This window comes from Microvirga ossetica, assembly GCF_002741015.1.
Taxonomy (GTDB): Bacteria; Pseudomonadota; Alphaproteobacteria; order Rhizobiales; family Beijerinckiaceae; genus Microvirga; species Microvirga ossetica.
In genome coordinates, this window is record NZ_CP016620.1 from 566391 (window position 1) to 585285 (window position 18895).

Annotated in this window: 22 protein-coding genes; 8 read left to right on the forward strand and 14 right to left on the reverse strand. The window is 59.3% G+C overall.

Annotated elements, in window-relative coordinates; all coding sequences use genetic code 11:
• Nucleotides 1-202 precede the first annotated feature (202 nt).
• Both BB934_RS45700 and BB934_RS45705 read right to left on the reverse strand, forming a co-directional pair.
• Nucleotides 203-397, reverse strand: a complete 195-nt coding sequence (locus BB934_RS45700) for a hypothetical protein (protein WP_099516088.1) — start codon at nt 395-397, stop codon at nt 203-205.
• A gap of 9 nt (nt 398-406) precedes the next feature.
• Entirely contained in the window at nt 407-673 is a 267-nt protein-coding gene (locus BB934_RS45705) for a DUF6894 family protein (protein ID WP_099516089.1), read from the reverse strand.
• A gap of 762 nt (nt 674-1435) precedes the next feature.
• On the opposite strand from BB934_RS45705, the gene BB934_RS48280 reads away from it, so the two are divergent.
• Nucleotides 1436-1591, forward strand: coding sequence for a hypothetical protein (locus BB934_RS48280; RefSeq protein ID WP_157934746.1), 156 nt, complete (start codon nt 1436-1438; stop codon nt 1589-1591).
• A 589-nt stretch (nt 1592-2180) separates the two neighbouring features.
• Here the strand turns inward: BB934_RS48280 and BB934_RS45715 are convergent.
• From BB934_RS45715 to BB934_RS45730, 5 genes are all read right to left on the reverse strand, one after another.
• Nucleotides 2181-2462 (reverse strand): hypothetical protein, encoded by a 282-nt coding sequence (locus BB934_RS45715; RefSeq protein ID WP_157934747.1) that lies wholly within the window; start codon nt 2460-2462, stop codon nt 2181-2183.
• 9 nt (nt 2463-2471) lie between these two features.
• A complete protein-coding gene (locus BB934_RS45720) occupies nt 2472-2726 on the reverse strand; it encodes a hypothetical protein (protein ID WP_099516092.1) in 255 nt (84 codons plus the stop codon).
• Between the two features lie 701 nt (nt 2727-3427).
• Complete coding sequence (locus BB934_RS48285) at nt 3428-3688, reverse strand: hypothetical protein (protein WP_157934748.1); 261 nt, start codon at nt 3686-3688, stop codon at nt 3428-3430.
• Between the two features lie 666 nt (nt 3689-4354).
• Nucleotides 4355-4726 (reverse strand): PH domain-containing protein, encoded by a 372-nt coding sequence (locus BB934_RS45725; RefSeq protein WP_099516093.1) that lies wholly within the window; start codon nt 4724-4726, stop codon nt 4355-4357.
• A 205-nt stretch (nt 4727-4931) separates the two neighbouring features.
• Nucleotides 4932-5480 carry a hypothetical protein gene (locus tag BB934_RS45730; RefSeq protein WP_099516094.1) on the reverse strand — a complete coding sequence of 183 codons (549 nt, stop codon included), beginning with the start codon at nt 5478-5480 and terminating at the stop codon, nt 4932-4934.
• Nucleotides 5481-6256: 776 nt separating this feature from the next.
• Between BB934_RS45730 and BB934_RS45735 the strand changes: the two genes are divergently transcribed.
• A complete protein-coding gene (locus BB934_RS45735; RefSeq protein WP_162299294.1) occupies nt 6257-8014 on the forward strand; it encodes a sensor histidine kinase in 1758 nt (585 codons plus the stop codon).
• Between the two features lie 34 nt (nt 8015-8048).
• Here BB934_RS45735 and BB934_RS45740 read toward each other — a convergent pair whose 3' ends face one another.
• The gene (locus tag BB934_RS45740) at nt 8049-8444 is read right to left on the reverse strand and encodes a response regulator transcription factor (RefSeq protein ID WP_099516095.1); all 396 of its coding nucleotides are present in this window, start codon (nt 8442-8444) and stop codon (nt 8049-8051) included.
• Between the two features lie 163 nt (nt 8445-8607).
• Complete coding sequence (locus tag BB934_RS45745) at nt 8608-9243, reverse strand: response regulator transcription factor (protein WP_099516096.1); 636 nt, start codon at nt 9241-9243, stop codon at nt 8608-8610.
• 493 nt (nt 9244-9736) lie between these two features.
• On the opposite strand from BB934_RS45745, the gene BB934_RS45755 reads away from it, so the two are divergent.
• Both BB934_RS45755 and BB934_RS45760 read left to right on the forward strand, forming a co-directional pair.
• A complete protein-coding gene (locus tag BB934_RS45755) occupies nt 9737-10174 on the forward strand; it encodes a hypothetical protein (protein ID WP_099516098.1) in 438 nt (145 codons plus the stop codon).
• Nucleotides 10158-11417, forward strand: coding sequence for an AraC family transcriptional regulator (locus BB934_RS45760; RefSeq protein ID WP_099516099.1), 1260 nt, complete (start codon nt 10158-10160; stop codon nt 11415-11417). Before BB934_RS45755 ends, BB934_RS45760 begins: the two co-directional genes overlap by 17 nt.
• A gap of 332 nt (nt 11418-11749) precedes the next feature.
• Here the strand turns inward: BB934_RS45760 and BB934_RS48290 are convergent, their stop codons facing one another.
• A complete protein-coding gene (locus BB934_RS48290) occupies nt 11750-11962 on the reverse strand; it encodes a hypothetical protein (protein WP_157934749.1) in 213 nt (70 codons plus the stop codon).
• Between the two features lie 809 nt (nt 11963-12771).
• Between BB934_RS48290 and BB934_RS45775 the strand changes: the two genes are divergently transcribed.
• From BB934_RS45775 to BB934_RS45785, 3 genes are all read left to right on the forward strand, one after another.
• A complete protein-coding gene (locus tag BB934_RS45775) occupies nt 12772-13104 on the forward strand; it encodes a hypothetical protein (protein ID WP_099516102.1) in 333 nt (110 codons plus the stop codon).
• A gap of 1582 nt (nt 13105-14686) precedes the next feature.
• On the forward strand, nt 14687-15454 hold the full coding sequence (locus BB934_RS50130) for a LuxR C-terminal-related transcriptional regulator (RefSeq protein ID WP_099516103.1): 768 nt from the start codon (nt 14687-14689) through the stop codon (nt 15452-15454).
• Complete coding sequence (locus BB934_RS45785; protein WP_099516104.1) at nt 15447-15938, forward strand: hypothetical protein; 492 nt, start codon at nt 15447-15449, stop codon at nt 15936-15938. Before BB934_RS50130 ends, BB934_RS45785 begins: the two co-directional genes overlap by 8 nt.
• 115 nt (nt 15939-16053) lie before the next feature.
• Here the strand turns inward: BB934_RS45785 and BB934_RS50175 are convergent, their stop codons facing one another.
• The 3 genes from BB934_RS50175 to BB934_RS45795 form a co-directional block, all read right to left on the reverse strand.
• Nucleotides 16054-16377, reverse strand: a complete 324-nt coding sequence (locus BB934_RS50175; protein ID WP_250645759.1) for a DUF1194 domain-containing protein — start codon at nt 16375-16377, stop codon at nt 16054-16056.
• Nucleotides 16378-16483: 106 nt separating this feature from the next.
• A complete protein-coding gene (locus BB934_RS50180) occupies nt 16484-16879 on the reverse strand; it encodes a DUF1194 domain-containing protein (RefSeq protein WP_250645760.1) in 396 nt (131 codons plus the stop codon).
• A 656-nt stretch (nt 16880-17535) separates the two neighbouring features.
• On the reverse strand, nt 17536-17859 hold the full coding sequence (locus BB934_RS45795; RefSeq protein WP_099516105.1) for an integration host factor subunit beta: 324 nt from the start codon (nt 17857-17859) through the stop codon (nt 17536-17538).
• A 54-nt stretch (nt 17860-17913) separates the two neighbouring features.
• Here BB934_RS45795 and BB934_RS45800 point away from each other — a divergent pair, with 54 nt between their 5' ends.
• A complete protein-coding gene (locus tag BB934_RS45800; RefSeq protein WP_099516106.1) occupies nt 17914-18045 on the forward strand; it encodes a M48 metallopeptidase family protein in 132 nt (43 codons plus the stop codon).
• Between the two features lie 191 nt (nt 18046-18236).
• On the opposite strand, the gene BB934_RS45805 is transcribed toward BB934_RS45800, so the two are convergent.
• Nucleotides 18237-18758, reverse strand: coding sequence for a hypothetical protein (locus tag BB934_RS45805; RefSeq protein WP_162299284.1), 522 nt, complete (start codon nt 18756-18758; stop codon nt 18237-18239).
• Nucleotides 18759-18895: the final 137 nt, after the last annotated feature.

Consider the following 18895-nt stretch of genomic DNA (forward strand, 5'->3'; position numbering starts at 1 on the left):
GTGCCGTGTAGAAGTGGAAAGCCTGCTCGATCTTGGCCACCGGGAGCAACAGCGTCTCTCCTGGGGCTAAGTGCGCTAGTCTGATTTGCAGGTCCGTCGCTTCCATTGGGCTTCTGCGAATTACCAGCGCCGGTTCGGCCGGTTGCGGGGGCTGAAACGGCCGCACTGCGCAGATGTGCATTTCACTGTCATACCGACCGACCTACCCGAGGGCCTCCGGCGGGGGGCCGTCTGCGTGAGCCTTGCGCTCTTCTTCCTGCGCAAGCTGCTCAAGGTGCTCGGCTGTCTCAAGCAGTTGCTCGCGGGCCTCGTCGATCGTGATCTTCTCGACGATGGTCCGGATTTCCTGCGCCTTCCGGCAATACTCGGCAGCTTTCTTAAGATGATCGACAGACATGGTTGATCGTCACATGCGCAATGGGGGCATCAGCCTGGCCCGTTCCACCTGGATCGAGACCGTCACGGTGAGAACCGGCCGTCGCTGCTCATCCGTCACCTCAATCCGAATGTCGTCAGGGGTCGCACTTTGCATCTTGAGCAATCGGTCCCGCGTCAGTTCCCCCGCGGTGCGCAAGGCCTCGATCTCGGCCATGTGAAGGCTGTCGATCTCGTAACCAACCTCGTCGCGGTCGGGAAAAGCACCCAAGAAAAGGTCGAAGTAGAAGCGCGGCATCGGCGATGTGACCGGTGAGAGAAACGACAGTCCGCCCGCCTGCTGGCGCTCTTGTAGGCTGCCTTGCAGGCGAGCGGATTCGGCACCGGGATTGCCCCCACGGTCCGTGGAGCCGGACTATTATCGGAAAATAATCCGAATGCCTTGCTGCTTTGGGCCAACGGCTTATTGGATCGGGCCAGACCGGCTGCGCCAGCGCCTGTTCCATACTGGAGCTTATGTGAAATTCGCGGCGGACATCACACGCGCACGCGAGGCGGTGTGAGCAAGCCCATCGATGAGGTGTTCTTATCGACTAAGGAGAAATCCTTAGTTTATCTTCATTGAGCATTCCTGGATAATCAACCTTGGCCGTCTCATCCGGATGCTCGATAACAACCCGCACCCAAACGCCATGAGAGCGCCATGAGAGCCGCACCAGAGACGAACTTTTGTTGGTGGAGCACAAAATGGATCGGTGTGATCAGCTAATGGAGCATGTAGCTCAACAGTTTTATGCCACGCTAGAGGCCGCACAGCCCTGGATCTCGGCGTCCGAGACGCTGAAAGAAGAATTCCGCTCAATAGCGCGTAAGGTCATGAAACTCGTGGCAGAGCGACAAACTGAGGGCTCCATAGAGTCGATGGAGCAAATAATCGCTGTGATCTCGTCCCTGAACTGAATTCCTGACATTCCATACTGCGCCTTATCGGAAATTCACCGACAATCTTCTCATACGCGCCCGAAGCTGCTAGAGGCGCGCGGTGCTGAGGAAGTAGTTCATGTTAGTTGACGACGAAAAGCAGCATAAGATCAAGGCCATTCAGGATCGTCTGTCCAAGCAAGAAAGCAGAGCCACAATCATCATGGCCTTTCTGCTAAGCCTGATGCTCATACTCCTTGGCGTGGTGTTTTTTCACCTTCTTGAACTTCCATGACGGGTGAGGATAACCCAACCTAAGCCCAATTAACCTATGTTAGTCGAGATATTTTCTCCGAGAACTGTCATTTACCCGACAGACGGCAGAGATGCATTCGGCTATAGAAACATCTCGACCCTGTTATTTTGCCCCTACAGGTCGGACTTTGGAGCGCCCCTGGAGACGGTGGGCGCTTTCTTTTTGCTTGCTCAGGTTTTCCGGAAACTTGGCATCGCGCCGGGCCACATTCCATACTGGAGATTATGCAAAATTCGCGGCCGGCTTTGTCTTGCGTGCGCGAGGCTGCTACGGTTCCTTCTGCCGGGGGCACCGTGAAGACCAAACAGCGCAATCAGAGTGAACCGGATTGGCTGGGAACAGCCAACGATGCCGAGTTGATCCGACATAGGAAAAGGATGCGCGCCATCCTTCTTCTGGTCAGCCTCTTTGGCGTCGTGGTTCTTGCCGTGGTGGCTTGGCAGCTTCTCACCCTGGAATGGACACCGCAGGGCATCAATCAGCGGCCGCGAGACAGCCGTTTTTGGAGAAGCGAACAGGCGCCCCGAGAAGGACGACAGAGCGGTTCCATACTGGGAGCTATGCGACCTTACCTATCCTGCATGAGCCAGTTACGGATGGCGGAAATCAGACCAAGCCCCAGGGCGCCGGTGAGTACGTAAATCACCACCCCTGACACGACATGAACGAATGGGTTGCCCTCGGGAATTGCGTCAACGAACGGATTGCCCTCGGGAATTGCGTCCCGGAAGGCAGCGTAGAAGTTATGCATGATGGCGGCGAACAGGCCCACAAGTCCCCCGAGGAGGATCAGGCTTGGGGTATCCCACCGATGCTTTGCCTTGGACTTGTGCCCCATGCTTTGCATCATCGTGTTCCTCTAACGATGGCTGTGGTGCCACCAGTTACCATCGAGCAAGCATCCGGCGACGGCGCGCCTGTGCGACGCTCGTCCGGGGCCTTGCTCTTTCGTGAGAACAACCACTGTCTTGTCGCCGTTCTGGATGCAGCGCGAGGCGAAAGCGAACGCCGCCGAGAGCGCCTCGTGCTCGGTGGTATGGGCCGACAGGGTCTGTTCCTGATGCGAGACCAGGCAGAAGTCGTCTCGTATGTGGGTCACCACAATCCGTTCCATCGCGACAGATCCTTGCGGTTACGGCTCAGCCTAGTTGGTTTCAGGGGGGCTGCAACAACCCTTTCGGGCGGCGGCAGCGGCGGATCGCCCCAGACGCCACGGGGGCCGAGGAGACGCTGGATCGAAGCAATCTCGCAGCCCACTGCTTCGGAATTGCGCAGCATCTGTTCGCATTCTCACGCACACGCGAGGATGCTCGGGCCCTCAGGCTGGGGCTGCATGAAACTCAAAACCGCAATTAGACCGAACGGGAGCAGAGGCTGAAGGCCGCCAACTCGCCGCTCTTGCAGCAAGACAGGATAGTCCGGTTCGACCTGCTCACCATCATCCTCGTCGGGGTGGCGACTCTCGCCGGGGTGGACAGCTTTCTCGTCCGTCTGTCTTCGTTTCCAGTGCCCTGACACGCGGGCGATTGCTGCTCCAGAGCGGCTCCATAAATGCGCTTTCGCGAAATTTGCAGCGGGTTATCACACGCGCGGAAAGCAGCCTTAACCGCGCGTGAGTTGGGGTTCAGACAAAAGGTGTGAAAGTCGGGATTTGACCTGTCAGACAGTGGCAGATCACATCCCATCAGACATGATGGGGTGCAGTCCTTCATCCCGGCCTGAAAACCCAAAGGCTTGGGCCGGGATGAACTCGGTCGGACACTGCTCGTCAAATCTAGTCCAGGATTCTACACTTTTTAAGATAGGTCGTCTCGCTCAGTTACGGCGCTCCTCGCGTCGCTCCGTGCGTCCGGTCCGCCGCTCATCGCGTCGCTCGTCGCGTCCGGTCCGGCGCGCCTTGCGGCGCTCCATGCCAGGGGTGCCCGTGGTGGGTGGCGGTGTCGCTGGTGTCTGGGCCCCGGCGTGTGACGCCGTCAGGACCGCGGCAGGCGCCGCCAGGCCGAGTATGGCCGCCCATCCCATGAGAGAAAGAGCACGCCGACGAGAGATCAAGTCCGAAGTGATGATTTCGCCCATATTCGTAACTCCAATATCGCTGGTCCAGCAGAACCCTTGGTTGGTAAGGATCTTCGATCGCAGCACGAACGTTGATTGACGGTTTACCGAGCCTGACGAATGGCTTCCATCCCAAGCTGAGCCGCTACTCGCAGGGCCGATGAGATCCCCTTCAGTGCGGAAAGCTCAGACCATGCCACACCAGCCTTCAATCTCATGGCATTCTTCGTCAACAAGCTTTGGCTAATCTACCGCAACCCAACTGCTGTGCTTGATCAAAGCAGACAAAGTCGTGACACTTTGCGCCACCCCGCCGGTAACGGTCAGGATGAGATACCCCAGACCAGATACGTGGTTCAGGCGCGACCAGATCGACTCGGTCAACCAGAGGATGCAGCGCGTAAGAGACAACGGAATCGGGCGATCCAGCCATGCGCGGCTATCGCTGCGGCCCTAATGAGGGCGAAGGCGTGCTCGGCGCGCTTCAGCCGATGCGGGGGTTCACGACCGATCACGTAAAAACTTTAGGTCCTCGCAAGCCTGATAGGCGGCGATCCGATTGCCCAGACTTGATGCTGTTCGGCTCCCGGCGTATCCCTGAGGCAATCCTCAACTCAGCGCGCGATTAGAACGATGTTCATACCATGACGATTGGCCTCGAGCCGTTCGCGCTCTAATTGGCGCCCGTCATAAAGCCGACGCGATTGCCGCTTGGATGCCACGGATGTTTGCACCGCTTTTGAGCACCTTTTGGATTGGCTCGGCCCGGCCTGAGATCCAAATCTTAAGGTCCGAGTCCATGTCGAAGGTCCCGGCATTCTCGATCGAGTAAGTGGTGATGGCTCGGTAGGGAATGATGAGGTATTCGACCTTGCGACCAGTGAGGCTCTGTTTATCGACAAGGATGAGGCGCCGATCGGTGAAGACGAACAGGTCTCGAAGGACCTTGAACGCAACCTCTACAGGTTCGTCCGGCAGGAGAACACCATCGAGTTCCTGCCGCGCCTGATCCGACGTGAGGTCGCTTGCTTGGCCGAGTATCTTGTTGATCAATCCCATAGTGTTCCCTCCGTACCGACTGCCGGACCTTCAGCCATTGGAGTTGTAACCGGCTTAGCCACGTATTGATAGATCGGCACCCCGCCCGGTCCGCCTGCGTCTGCTCGTTGGGCCATGAGGTGCCTGCCCGCCTCCCTTAATTTTAGTCTGCGTGCCTCAGTGGCAGACCGCTCACCTCCATTCGTTTGTTATCGGCGACCCGTGTTCAGCTGTCTCCACGGGCTCTCCGTGCAGACCAGGGGAGTTGGATGCAGGCTAGGTTTGGTTCGAGGCAGTTGTCTGCCCTGATGCTGCGGACATGGGTTGCAAGGCTCTCGCCCCGCGCGTCACGCTTCGAGGCCGGAAGCGGGAATCGAAAGAAGTTCGCCGTGCCCTCGATCTTGTGCGTCCGAAACAGGATGGGCCGCTCCGTCATCGAGGCTGTGCTGGCCGACTTGGACCGGAACGGCCCTGACGCTGTCCAACCCTCCGGGAGACCGATCCGGCCGGATATGCCAAGACGCTGTGCGACCTCCTGGCCGTCCGCGATCTCCTGCGGTCCGAGGTGGGAGACCGCACGAAGGACAAGGGCCGCACAGCCCGCGCCTGGCGCACCCGGATGGCGCAAACGCTCCTGGCAGACCTCGCTCAGCAGCCGCGCCCAGGCTTGCGGCTTCTCGGTCCGCAGGGTGGCGATGGCGTCCTGGCCATGCAGCGCGAAGTCCTGCTCCAGGGCTGCGAGTTCCGGCTGCTGCGCAAGACGGGGCCAGCGCAAGATCTGTTCCCATTGACACGCTAAGGTAGAACGGATCGGCATCCTTCGGGTAAGGCTTGCGGCCTGACTCCTAAGCGTGGACCACGACGATGTTCCCGTCGATTGGGTACCCGTTTGAAACTATTGCATTACCTTGCTTTCTCGAACTTATCTCGACGGCGACCGTCTCTCATAAGCAAGACCTCGGGAAGGCTTACGCTGCCCCATCAGTCGTTCGTCCCAGGATGATGGCTCAGACACCCAGATGAAAGCTGGATTTTGCCAATGTGAAGGCACGTTCGGTCGGTTTACAGGTCCACGTTCTTGCTACGTACTGCGTTAGCGTGTTTTTGGGAGCAGATCTTGTTCCGGACCCAACAACACAGGCCGGACATATGAACGCAAGGGATCAGATCAAACCATGTCCGAATCCTCTTGCGAGACGGGGGCATCCACATATGGCATCTGGACGGCTGATCCCGTGGGGCTCTCTGAGGTCAACCTGTTAACCTGACCGTGCCTGGTGAGGGCGTGGGTGGCGCGAGACCCATAGGGTGGTCGTGGCCCCAAGCTGTCCGTTTGCACGTCCTGTATCTCTATTCATCACCCGGCCTTGCTGCTACGATACTACCCTACGGGAGTTGAGCCACAGGGGTAGGATGGCGATGTGTTTCTGGCGAATAGCCATACCATTGCGTTGCTTTCTCGCGTTGCCAGTCATCGCCTGGCTCGCCATGGTACCCGTTCTGCTGGCGTCGACGGGCAGTCGGGCGGATGCAGAGCCTAAGCGGGTCTTAATGCTGCATTCGTTCGGTCTTCGCTTCAAGCCGTGGACCGATCGGGCGCAAGTCATCCGCGAGGAAATAAGCCGGCGAAAGTCAGTAGACTTTCAAGACCACTCGCTTCTGAATGCGCGGCTGAATGACGACAAATCAGAAGGTCCGTTTGTCGATTATCTTCGCGCGCTCTACACCAGTCAGCCGCCTGATCTAATTGTCGCCATCGGTGCACCTGCCGCGAACTTTGTGCAACGGCACCGTTCGGACCTGTTTCCAAATGCACCCATGGTCTTCACTGCTGTCCAACAGCTTCGGGTCGACCCCGACAAGCTAACCGACAACGACACAGTGGTCGCGGCCGCCGACGACTACGCTCCTCTTTTTGAAAACATCCTTCGCGTTCAACCCTCTACCAAGCTCATCGCCATCGTAAGCGGGGCTTCTCCCAATGAAAAATTCTGGCAGGGAGTGCTGCGGCGAGTACTCGAGCCCTTCGCCGGGCGAGTCGAGATCAAGTGGTACAACGAGCTGTCATTCGAGGGTATTCTGAAGGATGCATCTAATCTTCCACCTCATAGCGCCATATTCTGGCAACTCATGAACGTCGATGCGGCGGGCGTGGTTCATGAAGGCGGCACTGCGCTACTCCGACTCTCTGCAACTGCGAACGCACCGATTTTTGCCTATGATGACGCCTTTTTCGGAGAGGCGATCCTCGGCGGTCCCATGGCATCCGTCGTTGAGGGAAGCAAGGCGGCCGCGGCAGTTGCCCTTCGCATCCTCGACGGGGAAAAGCCTGGCGACATTAAGACTCCTCCAACCCCCCTCGCATCGCCAAAATTCGACTGGCGGCAAGTGCAGCGCTGGGGAATTAGCGAGAGCGACCTTCCACCGGGAAGTACGGTTCTCTTCAAACCGCCCACGATGTGGGAAACCTATCGCTGGCAAATTCTCACCGCCTGCACCGTTATTTCGCTTCAAGCTCTGCTCATTGTGCTCCTGCTGCTCGAGCGGCAGCGCCGCTATCTGGCAGAAGTGCAATCGAGGCAGCGAATGGTGGAGCTGGCGCACATGAACCGGCAGGCGACTGCCGGACAATTGTCGGCCTCGATTGCGCACGAACTCAATCAGCCGCTCGGTGCCATCCTCAACAACGCGGAAGCGGCCACCTTGATCATCGATTCCCCGTCGCCGAACCTGCAGGAAGTCAAATCGATCATCGAGGACATCAAACGCGACGATCAACGGGCAAGCGAGGTCATCAAGCGTTTGCGGCGTCTGCTCACGCGAGGCGCCTTCGACTCGCAGGAGGTCGACCTCAACGAAGTGGTCGGCGAAGTGTTCAGAATCCTGTCCGCACAGGCCGCCGCGCGTGACGTGAGGCTGGACAAAAAGCTCACTCCCCACCGATTGCCCGTCACCGGGGACCGCATCCAGCTCCAACAGGTCATCTTGAATCTGGTCGTCAACGGAATCGATGCGATTGCGGACATGCCGAACGGAGTGCGCGAGATTGCCTGTACGTCATGGGCGTCGGACGGATTGGCGCATGTCTCGATCCGCGATACTGGACCGGGGATACCGCCGGATCGGCTCGAGCAGCTGTTCGAGCCGTTCTTTACCACGAAGCCAGAAGGCATGGGCATGGGACTGTGCATTGCCCATACCATCATTGAGTCGCACGGTGGCAAGATCTCGGCGGAAACCCGTTCCAGCGGCGCTGTCTTTTACGTGAGCCTGCCCCTGGCTAAGACCACACGATCAAGCATGCAGTAGCCGATGCCACTCCTCGCCCTACAAAGGTGGCAGCTCAGCGCTTCCTGTCGTTTTGAGCAACCGATTTAACGGCTTCGATCAGGCGGTCAGAAGGGAATGGCTTGTGCAGATACGCGACACAACCCGCTTCCAAAGCCGCCTTGCGCGTGGCCTCGCTATCGACGGCCGTGATGAAGATGACGGGCAGCGAATGGCCCGAACGCGTCAACTGACGCCGCAGCTCAATTCCGGACATGTGCTGCAAATGAACATCCAGGACGAGGCAGGTGGCCTCGCCCAAGTGCGCGCCCTCGAGAAAGCCTTCGGCGCTGCTGAAGACCTCGGTCTCGAATCCATGGACCTGCAACACCCGCTGCACCGCGCGCAGCATACCTGGGTCATCGTCGACAACGATGACCCGATGGGACGTGCCCAAGGTTGAAGATCGCATGGCCGGGCCCGTTACAGCATGGGTGACCTCAGAGGAGAGCGCATTCAAGATTTTCAGCCGCCAGTGTTTCTTGCGCCCATTGTGCAGGTTCCGTTGGCTAATCCTATTGTCCCTGAGGACAGTGTCGCTTGGCCAGGACAGGGTTGGCCTCGGTGGCGTGGTGTTATCGTCCGATCCCGGCTGGCTGCTCGGCCAGAATGCCAAGGCGCTCCGCAATCAGCACAAGCTCGGCGACGGTCGCAATGTGCAACTTGTCCATGATGTTGCTGCGATGGGCCTTGATCGTCCGCTCGGTCGCCCCAAGCTCGCGCCCGATCTCCTTGTTCATCTTTCCCCGAGCGACGCGTTCGAAAACCTGTCGTTCTCGAGGTGTCAGGCTGCCGACCAGCTTCTGCAGCGAGTGGAGCTGCTCGTTTTTCTCCTGTGACGCTCGACTGCGGGCCATCGCCCGCTCGAGGGTCGCGATCAACTCGTCTTTCGGGACCGGCTTTGTCAGGAGATCGTCGGCCCCTGCTTTCATGACCTTGACGGTGGTGCGGACGTCCGCATGGCCTGTCAGGAAGACGATGGGCAGGTGCGAGCCCAAGGCCGCCAGCCGGTCCTGCAAGTCCGGACCGCTCAAGCCGGGGATCCTGATATCGAGAAGAATGCAGCTCGGGCCGGCATCATCGGGCAGTCGCTGCAGCAATTGTTCGGCCGATTCATAGGTTTCGACAGCATAGCCGGAGGCACGCAAAAGACGCTGGGTTGCGGTGCGGAACGACTCATCGTCGTCAACGATGTGCACGACGGCTGGCACGTGTGTCACTCCCGTTCCGACCTGCTAACGGCAGGTTTGCGTAAATTCCTGCGCCCCGCGCAGACGGCGCTTTGCCGAGATCGGGCCGCCCTCTTCCGACCATGGTGCACCGCTGATCCGGTGGTCCGGCGGGCGTCATTCGCTCGGGCTTTCGAGAGACCACTTGCAAGGCATGACCGCCTCCTGGGTGCTGGAGGGTTGCGAGCCCGCCTGCGTCGTCTGCTCCGAGGTGCCAGGCGCAACCCAAATATCCTCTGAGGAGCAAAACCGATTGTCCCTGAGGACAATGTCCCCAAGGTCACTGTGCCTCAGGACAATAGCGCAATCAATCCTGAGCATTGTAGCGTCGCATCATCAGGCATCCCTCCTGGTTTTGGGGAGCCTACTCCGGACGATGCAAGCGTGACGGTCGCGGCTGTTGTTGAGATCAGGCATCGCCAACCAGACACGACCCGGTAAGCCCTCAGGGACGAACAGTGGACAAAGGCAACCGATGCCCATCTTCGACCATTCCGCATCGCGACCCGGCTGCGCCGAGGCCAACCTCCCGCAAAGCGTTCTTGGCCCGGCGAAACCGAGCTTTCCGTCCCTCCAACTCCTCTCGGGAGATTTTCGCGGGCGGCAACGGCGCGCGAGCGTCAAGCGCGCCCTGGTCGTCCTCGCTTTGCTCGGACTGTTCTGCGGCTCGGCAGCCGTGATGAGCGAGAGGCCCCAGCCTCCACCGGGTGCTGCGCCGGTCTGGCTTCCGGCCGCGGCCCACGCGCCCGTTCGAGCACACGCCAAGGCCAGGACGGAGCTGCCGGCCTCAGAATCCCTCACCGAAATGACCTATTGCCTGTGGTCGGAGGCCCCTGGCGAGCCCCCCGCCGCCAGCCGTCTGGTTGCCGAAGCCGATATCGATTCAGGAGCACTCCATGCCAGAAGTTGCTGACAACCCGTCGGGCCTGAGCAACGGCCGACCGCATCCTGAAGCGGCAGAGAGCCTGCTCACGGCAATACCGACGCGCTTGCTGCCGGCCGGGTATACCCACCTCGGCGCGGCCAGGGAGATTGCCCCGACCCTGCGCGCGTTCGGCCTCGATCCCGATCCGATCATCCAGGCGGCGGGGCTCGACCCGCGTCTGTTCGACGACAGCGCCAGCGTCATCCCGTACCGGGCTCTGGGCCGGCTGTGCGCGTTGAGCGTGGCCCGGACCCGGTGCCGGCATTTCGGTCTCCTGGTCGGCCGACGGACGACGATCCTGTCGCTGGGGCTGGTCGGCCGCCTGATGCTGCACTCGGAGACCTTCGGGGACGCCTTGCGCGGTCTGGTGGCTCATCTCAGTGTGCAGGACCGGGTCATCGTCCCGTCGCTCGACGTGGCCGGCGACACGGCCGTTTTCAGCCACGCCGTCTATCAGCCCGGGATGGAAAGCGCGGATCAGATCACCGACGGCGCCATCGCCTGTGCGGTCAACGCCATCCGGGCCCTGCTCGGGGCGGACTGGGCGCCGTCGGAGGTGCTGCTGGCCCGCGGCCAGCCGGCGGATGCCGAGCCCTATCGGCGGCATTTCCGGGCCCCGGTCAGGTTCGATCAGGAGATCGCCGCGCTGGTGTTTCCGAGCCGTTGTCTGGAGCGTCGCATCGCCGGCGCCGATCCCCTGTTGCGGGCCATGCTGGAGGAGCGGATCCAGCAGCTCAAGGGCGCTCAGGGCTCCGAATTCCCGGACGACATCCGCCGGTTGCTGCGCATGCGGCTGACGAACGACCGTTGTTCGGCCGATGCCATCGCCGATCTGCTGGCAATCCACCGCCGCACCCTGTGCCGCCGCCTGAAAGGAGGTGGCATGGGCTACCGGGCGATTACCAATGAGATCCGGTTCGAGATCGCGCGTCAGTTGCTGGAGGACACGACGGTGTCGCTGGGCGAGATTGCGGCGGCCCTCGACTATTCGGAGGCGAGCGCCTTTACGCGGGCCTTCCGGCGCTGGTCCGGCGAGACCCCGACCGCCTGGCGGGCGAAGCACCGCCGCGACGGGCAGCAGAGCTCACACGAGCCGCAAAGCGGCCCGTCCCAACACGGCGACGACCAGGGGAGAACAGTCGATGAAGAGCCATCCGATCGCGGCCATCGAATTGCGGTACAACCTATTCCGGCACAAGTGGCGACCGGGGCTGTGTTGTGCGGTGCCTGAGGCCGATCCGGTCCCAAGCTTTGTCACGAGCGAGCAGTGGGACTTCGGGGGCACCTGGGAGGGCGCGATCTCTCCGCCCGGGTTGAATCCGACGACAGCCGAGCCTGGGATGCGTTTCAACGGCTTTCATCTGTTCCAGAGCGTTGGCCCTCATGGGAGGTTGGCCCTCATGAGGGTCTGACGAGGTCGGACTGTCCTGCGGCGTTTGGCTGCCGCGAGGCGTTGCGAGGCGAGGAACGCGAATTGCAGCGCGATGACCGACGCAGCGGGCTCCTGCCGTTCTGATGCGACTCTGCTGGGACGCGGTCGGTAGGGCGACCGGGGATGGGACATCAACCCCTCTTGGCGTGCCGTTCCTGGGCCAAGGCGAGAAAGTATCGTGTCGCTGCCCTGGCCTCGTCGAGATCCTGGCAGCCCCGGCTGTCAATGCTGCGAGCGACGGTGAGGTCAAACAGCTCGACCCAGAGCGAGCGCATCTCCGCCCGCCCGGACCGCGGCAACTCTATAAGGCGGAGTTCCCAATTCGCGATCGTTGTGATCGGCATTGACCCGGCGCTATCGGCCCGCCTGGGGAGTTGCATCAGGCGGGTGTACGCCGCGTTCAGCAAGTGCTGGGAGTGATCGGGACCAAGGTCCCGAGGCGGGTCATCGTTTCTGGAGGTCATGGTCGCACCTTGCTGCGGTCGAGCTTCCGCGGATAACTTCAGCAGCGCCGATCCGCCCGGGCTGCCCCGAGACGCCGACTACTCGGTCGTCCTCATCCGGGAGATGCGGTGGATATCAGCGCCGCTCCGGGGCCGTCTTGCTAGAGTCGGCCAACTGCTTGCGCATGGGCCCTTTCATAGACTTACCCGCCTCAAGATCCGGTCGCGGCAATGCCGCTTTGTCGTCTCGGACGACAGCACCGAGGCGATCTCCTGCGGCGCACCCACCCTTGATGAATCCAGTTGGTGTCCCTGGCATCGGCAACAGGTGTACGCCAGCCCCAGTCCAAGGGAAAAATATGCCGAGGGGTCCCATTCTGGAGAAGGGGCTCGTGCGAACCCCGCATCGCCCTTGCGGCGATCGGCGCTAGGATCACACCTGCTCCAGTGCAGCCCTGGCAACCTCTCTGGCCCCGCGTGTCATGCTTGCTCTCTCCCATGTCAAAGCGAGCATGCGCATCTGGCACGTGGCCGGCGATGCGAGCCCATTGGGGCAGAAGCCCTCTCTCACGCTGCAAGGGATTTTTGGGGCTGTCTCAAAAGGACAAGCCGCTGGCTCAGCCAATCAAGCAACTCTGGTCGTCAGGTCTAGGGTGAGATGTTGCGGCAAGAGCATCTGAGTCTCATCTTCTGTCAGATCGGAAAGCAATATGCGGGATATGACCTACTCCGTCTACGCTAATGCTCTTCGTGATGCCTATAGGGCTCTTGACGAGGCGCGGCGTGCACGTCGTGAGGCCGCCCATACTCTCGCAACAATCCGCGAGACGCTGGATCTGGTATTAGAGACTGCCTACCAGAAGCAGACATTTGGTCCCCTTAACCGCTTGTTTGATGAGGAAGAAGCTGCTCTCGCAGCCCAAGAACTCGCGATAGCCATGGTCAGGGAGGCGGAAAGACGAGTATCCGCTCTCAGTACCGCTCTTGCTTTTGAAAACGGGCGTATAACGGCGGGGCAGGTATCCCCTGGCCGAATGCACTGATTAGCGGACTCATCCCGAACCTCTCCCTATGGGCAGATTGCCGAGTGCGGGACGCTGGCTGATATTCCGGCTATCATGCCGCGCTATACCGTCTTTCTGTATAATCAACCCAACCGCGTCAGGTATCCTAAGACCATGACTTTAACGGACGTAGATGCCGCAAGTCGCGCTGCCCGATGGGTGCTGCCATGATCCCAGCAACGAAGACGAATGCTGTAATGATGAGATCAGCTCGCCCATAGACGGCAATCAGATCCTTCCCATCATTCCGCACCGTTGTGTTGTTGAAGTTGCCAGAGTCGTGAAGCTTGACTGTGGCGCGATCAAGACACGTTTGGAAGGGTCTCCCCTCACTACTACGAGCCCTTATAGCGTGGGCTCGTGGGTTTGATCGTCAATGTTGGAATGGCCCGAACGTTGGTGACAGCTGCCTCTTGGCAACTAACCGAGCGCGTACACGACAGCCCAAGCGATGATGCCTAATGCGATCAACAAGCCGAGCCAATTGAGCACACGAGACAACTTATCGGTAGCGGGCGACTCCTTAGCGACCACCAAGAGCTTGTCATTATCGTCATCCATGTTACAGAACTCTCACAAAAGGCGTCAGGCGTTTTAAGGATCTGTCCTTCGAGTGGTTGAAGTCGTCTTCACCCCTCCCGCCGTGACGACGACAACCGCCTCAAACCCCTCCTGCCGACGATTTGAGGCCAAGGCAAAAGCGGCTGAGAGTGCTTGTTCCTCAGTGGCGTGAGCCGAGATGGCCCGCCCCTCGTGCGAGACCGACCAAACATCATCCCCTGTCCGCGTGACCACAACCCGTTCCACGCTTGTGGCTCCTTTGGAGACCACCGCCGAGCCTACCTATCTGCCGCTGTTTCGCAATAAACTCAAAGGGATAAGGGGCATTTTAGAATCGCTCTCAAAAGGATAGCACAGCAAACCCTCCAGGTTAAGCTGAGGGCCCTTCAAGGGCTTCGTCCGTCATTAATACGGATTTGAGTAACGAGGGCACGTGACTTTGAATTGTTTGCCTAGAGCGCGAGGAATGCCTCTCAGAGAACCCTGGACATTTGATTCAAACGTCCACGCCCTCGCGTCGAAGCCGAGGGCAAACGATTCATGCTTTCACCAAGCCCGCTCCGGAGAGCTCTGGCAGGCATCTGATGTCTCGAGCGTGGAAAGTTGCCCGGGAGCCTAGAAGGGCCGTGGGCGGCCTTCTAATGAGGTTTTGGCCTGCTGGCCCCAAACCGCTGGGAAGGGAACCAGCCTATCGTTGTCGTTCTCAGCGACTGGCCATTCAAAGGGCTTGACCAGAATCCCCGGAATAAGAGAACAGTACCGGTTGGAGGGCCGCGCAAGTGTAGGACCGAGCGTTCTTTGTATCTTTAGTCTCGGAGTTACTCAGCCAATACGTGCCCCTCAAAGACAATTCGGCTTTATCGCGTTCAATCACAAAAATGTGACTGCATATCACGGTTAGGAGTTTTATTCTAACCTGATCAATGTCTGGAATCCGACAGACGAAGCTCTCGCAGCTTACTAACTTTCTCGTAACAGGAGAAATTAAGCAGGGGCATAGATGACCGCGCAAACGCTGACGCTTGTACCTGATCGCTCATCCGACACGGCATCAACGCCAGGAAGTCTCACCCCAACAATTCCGACGGCTCTCATTACTGACAGCCCCCGGCTGCGTTCGGAAATCAAACACATCCTCCAGGGAACACAGTTTGACCTCACCGACGCCGTTTCTGCCGCACGGTCAAGACGGCTCCGGTATTTCTCTCCGAAGCCTGCCCTGGTCATCGTGGAAGTCAATCAGAACACCGGTCGCCTGCGTGAGATCTTCAAGCAGGTACGAGAGCGGTCTCCAGAGACACGGGTCGTTACTCTGGCGGATCAGTTCGACCTTGAGATGGTGCGGCTGGGACACGAGGCTGGCGTCAATGGCTTCTGTTTAGCAGCCATTGCCCCTGAAGTTCTCCTCAAGTCGCTTGAACTGGTGATGCTCGGTGAGAGTGTTCTGCCCTGCGGGGTCCTGCGCTCTATCATCGATAGGGCTCCCGACGCCGGTCGTCAGCCGGTTCAGGACGCCAAAGTAGCAGGGTCGAAGCTGTCTGAACTGGCGGCCTACAAGCTCTCGGCACGGGAGAGGGAAATCCTGAAATGCTTGATGAAGGGAGAGTCCAACAAGATCATCGCCCGCAAATTGGACATTACGGAAGCCACCATCAAAGCCCATGTCAAAGCCATCCTGCGGAAGACTGGCGCAGCCAATCGCACCCAAGCTGCTATTTGGGCGTCTCAGCACATGGACCAAAGAGATGGAACATCGGTAAATGGCTGAAGTAAAGATCGCGGTGGGGGACGAGGTGCGCGTTCACTTCCACCCTCCTGGTGCGATGAAGAGTTATTGCGAAGGCGTGGTCAGTCGAGTGGACGTGCCAACGCCGGAAGGACGCTTCTTTGTGGTCGAGGTCAGGAATGAGGTCATTCTTGACCAACCTCACCGGATCAGGCCCGGTTTCCCCGATTTCGTTCGGTATGAGTGCCAGAATGACTTCCCTGGCCGGATCGAGCTTCTCTCGACCGCAGGACAGGATGTGGAGAGGAACCACGCATCCGATCTCAAGGCTGTAGAACCACCAGAAAAACCGCAGCATGAGGCGCACGAACACCGTTCGGGTGACGTAGATGTCCACTCGCCACCTGAGACCGAACGAATACTCAAACCAGAAGCCAACTCTGAACCGGCTCCGGTCTATGGTGAACCTCAGCCTGTGCGCAATCAAGGTGGTCTGCTGGCCGTTTTGCTGGGACGAAAGAAGTGACGATTGCTCGACACAGTAGCTTATGGGTTCCCAGACTTCAGGCGAGTTCAAACACCTTGCCGAAGGCGGATCATCAGTAACAAACGAAAGTTCAGCAGGGCGAGCGGATGCCAGTTTAGGTCCAGGAGTCGAACACAATTCCCCAGATGAATGGCATCAGTTTCGCCGGATCGGCACCCATGTCGCAGTTGGTTGTCGGCGTGGATTGCGCCTGGATTGGCACAATCAGAGCCTCCGGAGCCAAGCCAGCGATCTCGCGAATGATCTTGGTCTTGATCGCCTCGGCGAACTGATGGCGCTCTCGAACTGGGATCATAAATGCGCCAGGGCCACCGATGACACAGTCGCGATAGTATTCGTCAAGCTTCTCGACATCCCAGTAGTTTGTCGGACGGTTGAGAAGCAGGGGAAGACCGTTGATGACGACACCTTGAGCCAAGGCTTCGTCTCGCGCCTGGGTGATGGATCGGCCCTGATTGTTGACCCCGTCCCCGAGATGTCGATCACCCGCCGCACGGCTTCAACGATGCTCTCGCTCAGGAGCTTCATACTGGTGTCGATGGCCCCGAGATGGAGGTACGAGGACCTCGTCTGACAGGAGCCTGAGACAACCGGGCGGCAAAGCTGAGAGCGTCCTCGGAGCCGCCGATCTCCATCCACGGGACGGGAATGTACTGGATCGGGGAGCCTGCCCATTCCAGGTAGACGACAGCGATGCGTCCCAGCATGCCGCTGCTGATGGCTTTGTGGACCAGAGGTGACCGGAACGCCTCGACAAAGCCTTGGCGCTGAAGCTCTTGCTCCTTCAGGTCCATGGAGTTCGAGATGTCTACGGCCAGCACGAGGGCGAGATCGACCTCGCTTTGGGCCTGGGCTGGACTATGAATGAAAAGGCTGAGGACCGTCAGGGCCACAATCGCACACTGGTTCAGCCTCACCATCCCTGGCCTCCTACGGGCTAAGAGGTTGAACTGGGTCGATGAGGTTCACCGGGCAAGATCGGATAGGCGTTCAAGCGCGGTTGTTATCCGTTCGCGAAGTTTGACTCGGACACAGAACGCCAGTTGGCTGTCCTTCTGGAAGATGGCTCCTCTGTTGAGAAATGGATGAAGCCAGGGCCTGGGCAATTCCGGATCGAGGACGCGGACGGGCACCCTTATCAACCTGATTTCGTCGTAGAAACGAAGACAGAGAAGCTCATTCTGGAACCCAAAATGAAGTCTGAGATCAACGATGATACTGTGCAGAGAAAGGCACGGGCAGCAATCATCCGGTGCCATGTTTCGAATGAGTGCCATTCAAAGCCGTATGGTGAGAAACCATGGCGATATGCCCTGATCCCACATGGCTGCTGACCTGGACCTTATGCGCCGGTTCGAGTTGGCCAGCTAAGGAAGTGGCCTTAAGCGGACTATAAATTGAGAAGCGCTGAAGCAATGAGCCAGATTAACCTCTGGCCCTGCTCTCAATCGGCGTCGTCCGCATGATATTTCGTAGCAGGCAGACGAGCATTCTTCTCGGCATTCGGAAGCGGGGCGAAGACGTTTACGCACTCGTCTGGCCGCGTCCGGTGATGTCGTCCTTCTTCCCCCGATGGTCATGAGACCCCAGTCGTGGATCGCCTTGTCGCCCGACCCGGTGACGTAGGATTAAGTCGGCGGCGCATCTCCTTGCCTGTCTTAAAGACGGGGACAGCTTTCTCGGACACCGCGACGAGATCACCCGTCTTCGGATTGCGGCCAGTGCGAGCATCACGCTTCCTCACCGCGAACGTGCCAAAGCCTCGAAGCTCAACCCGATTCCCTTGTGCGAGCGCATCGCCGATGGTGCCGAGGATCGCGTTCACGATCTTCTCTATGTCACGCGAATAAAGATGCGGGTTCTGCTCAGCGAGCTTCTGGACCAGTTCTGATTTGATCATGTGGGGCGTAGGTCTTTGTTCTGATGTCGTTTTTCAAAATTCTGCCAGAGCCATATCAGGTGGTCAAGAAACGGGCACCTGATCTTTGTGCCGAAGACGGTGCTCGAATATGCGGTTGTCCACGAACTCTGCCATCTACGGCATCGAACCCATGATCGCGAATTCTGGGGACTGGTCTGGCCCTGACGCGATCAAAGTGTGCTTCGTCGAGCAGCTTGACGCTCGCCATGCCAAGGCGCGGGGGCTTCTCGTCCAGCGTGTTGCCAATCTGCACCAGCAGATCACCGCAGCGTCGATGTTCCAGCGCCTGCGCGGCTCTCAGCACTTAAGGTGCCGAGATCGGCAATACCTCTCGGGAAGGCGAGACCATCTCGTGGTTAGTGCCTGCGTTGCTCGTCCCGATGGGGAGCATAGCCCTGGTTGGTTCGGCCATATTCCGGGACGTGTTCATCTGGTCCGCGCCGCTGACCATGGATCAACCACCCCAGCGCGTACCCAATGGCTCCTGCCACAAACAGCGCGAGCAATGGGCTCTCTGTCACCCGGTGGGTTACGGCTTGCTGGCCCTCGCGAATGTACCGCTCTGTCTCCGGGTACTGTTCTCGTGCCTGTCGGGCGTAGCGTTCGCCCTGGCTGTACACATTCCCGGCTGCTTCGGATGCACTCCCGGCGACATCGTTGAGCGCCTCCCGCACCTGATCGAGAACATGCTCAATTGGGGCCGGTTCCGGTCGGCTCTGCTGGTCATCCGCCGATGAGGAACGGGCCTCCTGATCCGGACGAGCAGGCTCAGGCCCCTTGGTGATGGTCACAGAGACCGGATCGCTGGTCGGGAAGGTTTCCTCGATGGCATGGTCGAGCCTTGCATCGAGATTCTCCTGCGAGTTCTCGGGCAGCATGTTGTCTGGGGGGACACTCCGCAGACTTACCCTCCTCTTGGTCAGGAGTGGATTGGCTGCTGATACCGGATGCATTCACCATACGAGCCCTCCCGAACATTCAGAGCAGGTTTGTCGGCAACCTGCATCCCTTGTAA

Bases quoted from the DNA above. Each gene is read 5' to 3' on its own strand.
- BB934_RS45700 (WP_099516088.1), bottom strand. From the start codon at position 397: ATGTCTGTCGATCATCTTAAGAAAGCTGCCGAGTATTGCCGGAAGGCG.
- BB934_RS45705 (WP_099516089.1), bottom strand. From the start codon at position 673: ATGCCGCGCTTCTACTTCGACCTTTTCTTGGGTGCTTTTCCCGACCGC.
- BB934_RS48280 (WP_157934746.1), top strand. From the start codon at position 1,436: ATGTTAGTTGACGACGAAAAGCAGCATAAGATCAAGGCCATTCAGGAT.
- BB934_RS45715 (WP_157934747.1), bottom strand. From the start codon at position 2,462: ATGATGCAAAGCATGGGGCACAAGTCCAAGGCAAAGCATCGGTGGGAT.
- BB934_RS45720 (WP_099516092.1), bottom strand. From the start codon at position 2,726: ATGGAACGGATTGTGGTGACCCACATACGAGACGACTTCTGCCTGGTC.
- BB934_RS48285 (WP_157934748.1), bottom strand. From the start codon at position 3,688: ATGGGCGAAATCATCACTTCGGACTTGATCTCTCGTCGGCGTGCTCTT.
- BB934_RS45725 (WP_099516093.1), bottom strand. From the start codon at position 4,726: ATGGGATTGATCAACAAGATACTCGGCCAAGCAAGCGACCTCACGTCG.
- BB934_RS45735 (WP_162299294.1), top strand. From the start codon at position 6,257: ATGCTGCATTCGTTCGGTCTTCGCTTCAAGCCGTGGACCGATCGGGCG.
- BB934_RS45740 (WP_099516095.1), bottom strand. From the start codon at position 8,444: ATGCGATCTTCAACCTTGGGCACGTCCCATCGGGTCATCGTTGTCGAC.
- BB934_RS45755 (WP_099516098.1), top strand. From the start codon at position 9,737: ATGCCCATCTTCGACCATTCCGCATCGCGACCCGGCTGCGCCGAGGCC.
- BB934_RS45760 (WP_099516099.1), top strand. From the start codon at position 10,158: ATGCCAGAAGTTGCTGACAACCCGTCGGGCCTGAGCAACGGCCGACCG.
- BB934_RS48290 (WP_157934749.1), bottom strand. From the start codon at position 11,962: ATGCCGATCACAACGATCGCGAATTGGGAACTCCGCCTTATAGAGTTG.
- BB934_RS45775 (WP_099516102.1), top strand. From the start codon at position 12,772: ATGCGGGATATGACCTACTCCGTCTACGCTAATGCTCTTCGTGATGCC.
- BB934_RS50130 (WP_099516103.1), top strand. From the start codon at position 14,687: ATGACCGCGCAAACGCTGACGCTTGTACCTGATCGCTCATCCGACACG.
- BB934_RS45785 (WP_099516104.1), top strand. From the start codon at position 15,447: ATGGCTGAAGTAAAGATCGCGGTGGGGGACGAGGTGCGCGTTCACTTC.
- BB934_RS50180 (WP_250645760.1), bottom strand. From the start codon at position 16,879: ATGGTGAGGCTGAACCAGTGTGCGATTGTGGCCCTGACGGTCCTCAGC.
- BB934_RS45795 (WP_099516105.1), bottom strand. From the start codon at position 17,859: ATGATCAAATCAGAACTGGTCCAGAAGCTCGCTGAGCAGAACCCGCAT.
- BB934_RS45805 (WP_162299284.1), bottom strand. From the start codon at position 18,758: ATGCTGCCCGAGAACTCGCAGGAGAATCTCGATGCAAGGCTCGACCAT.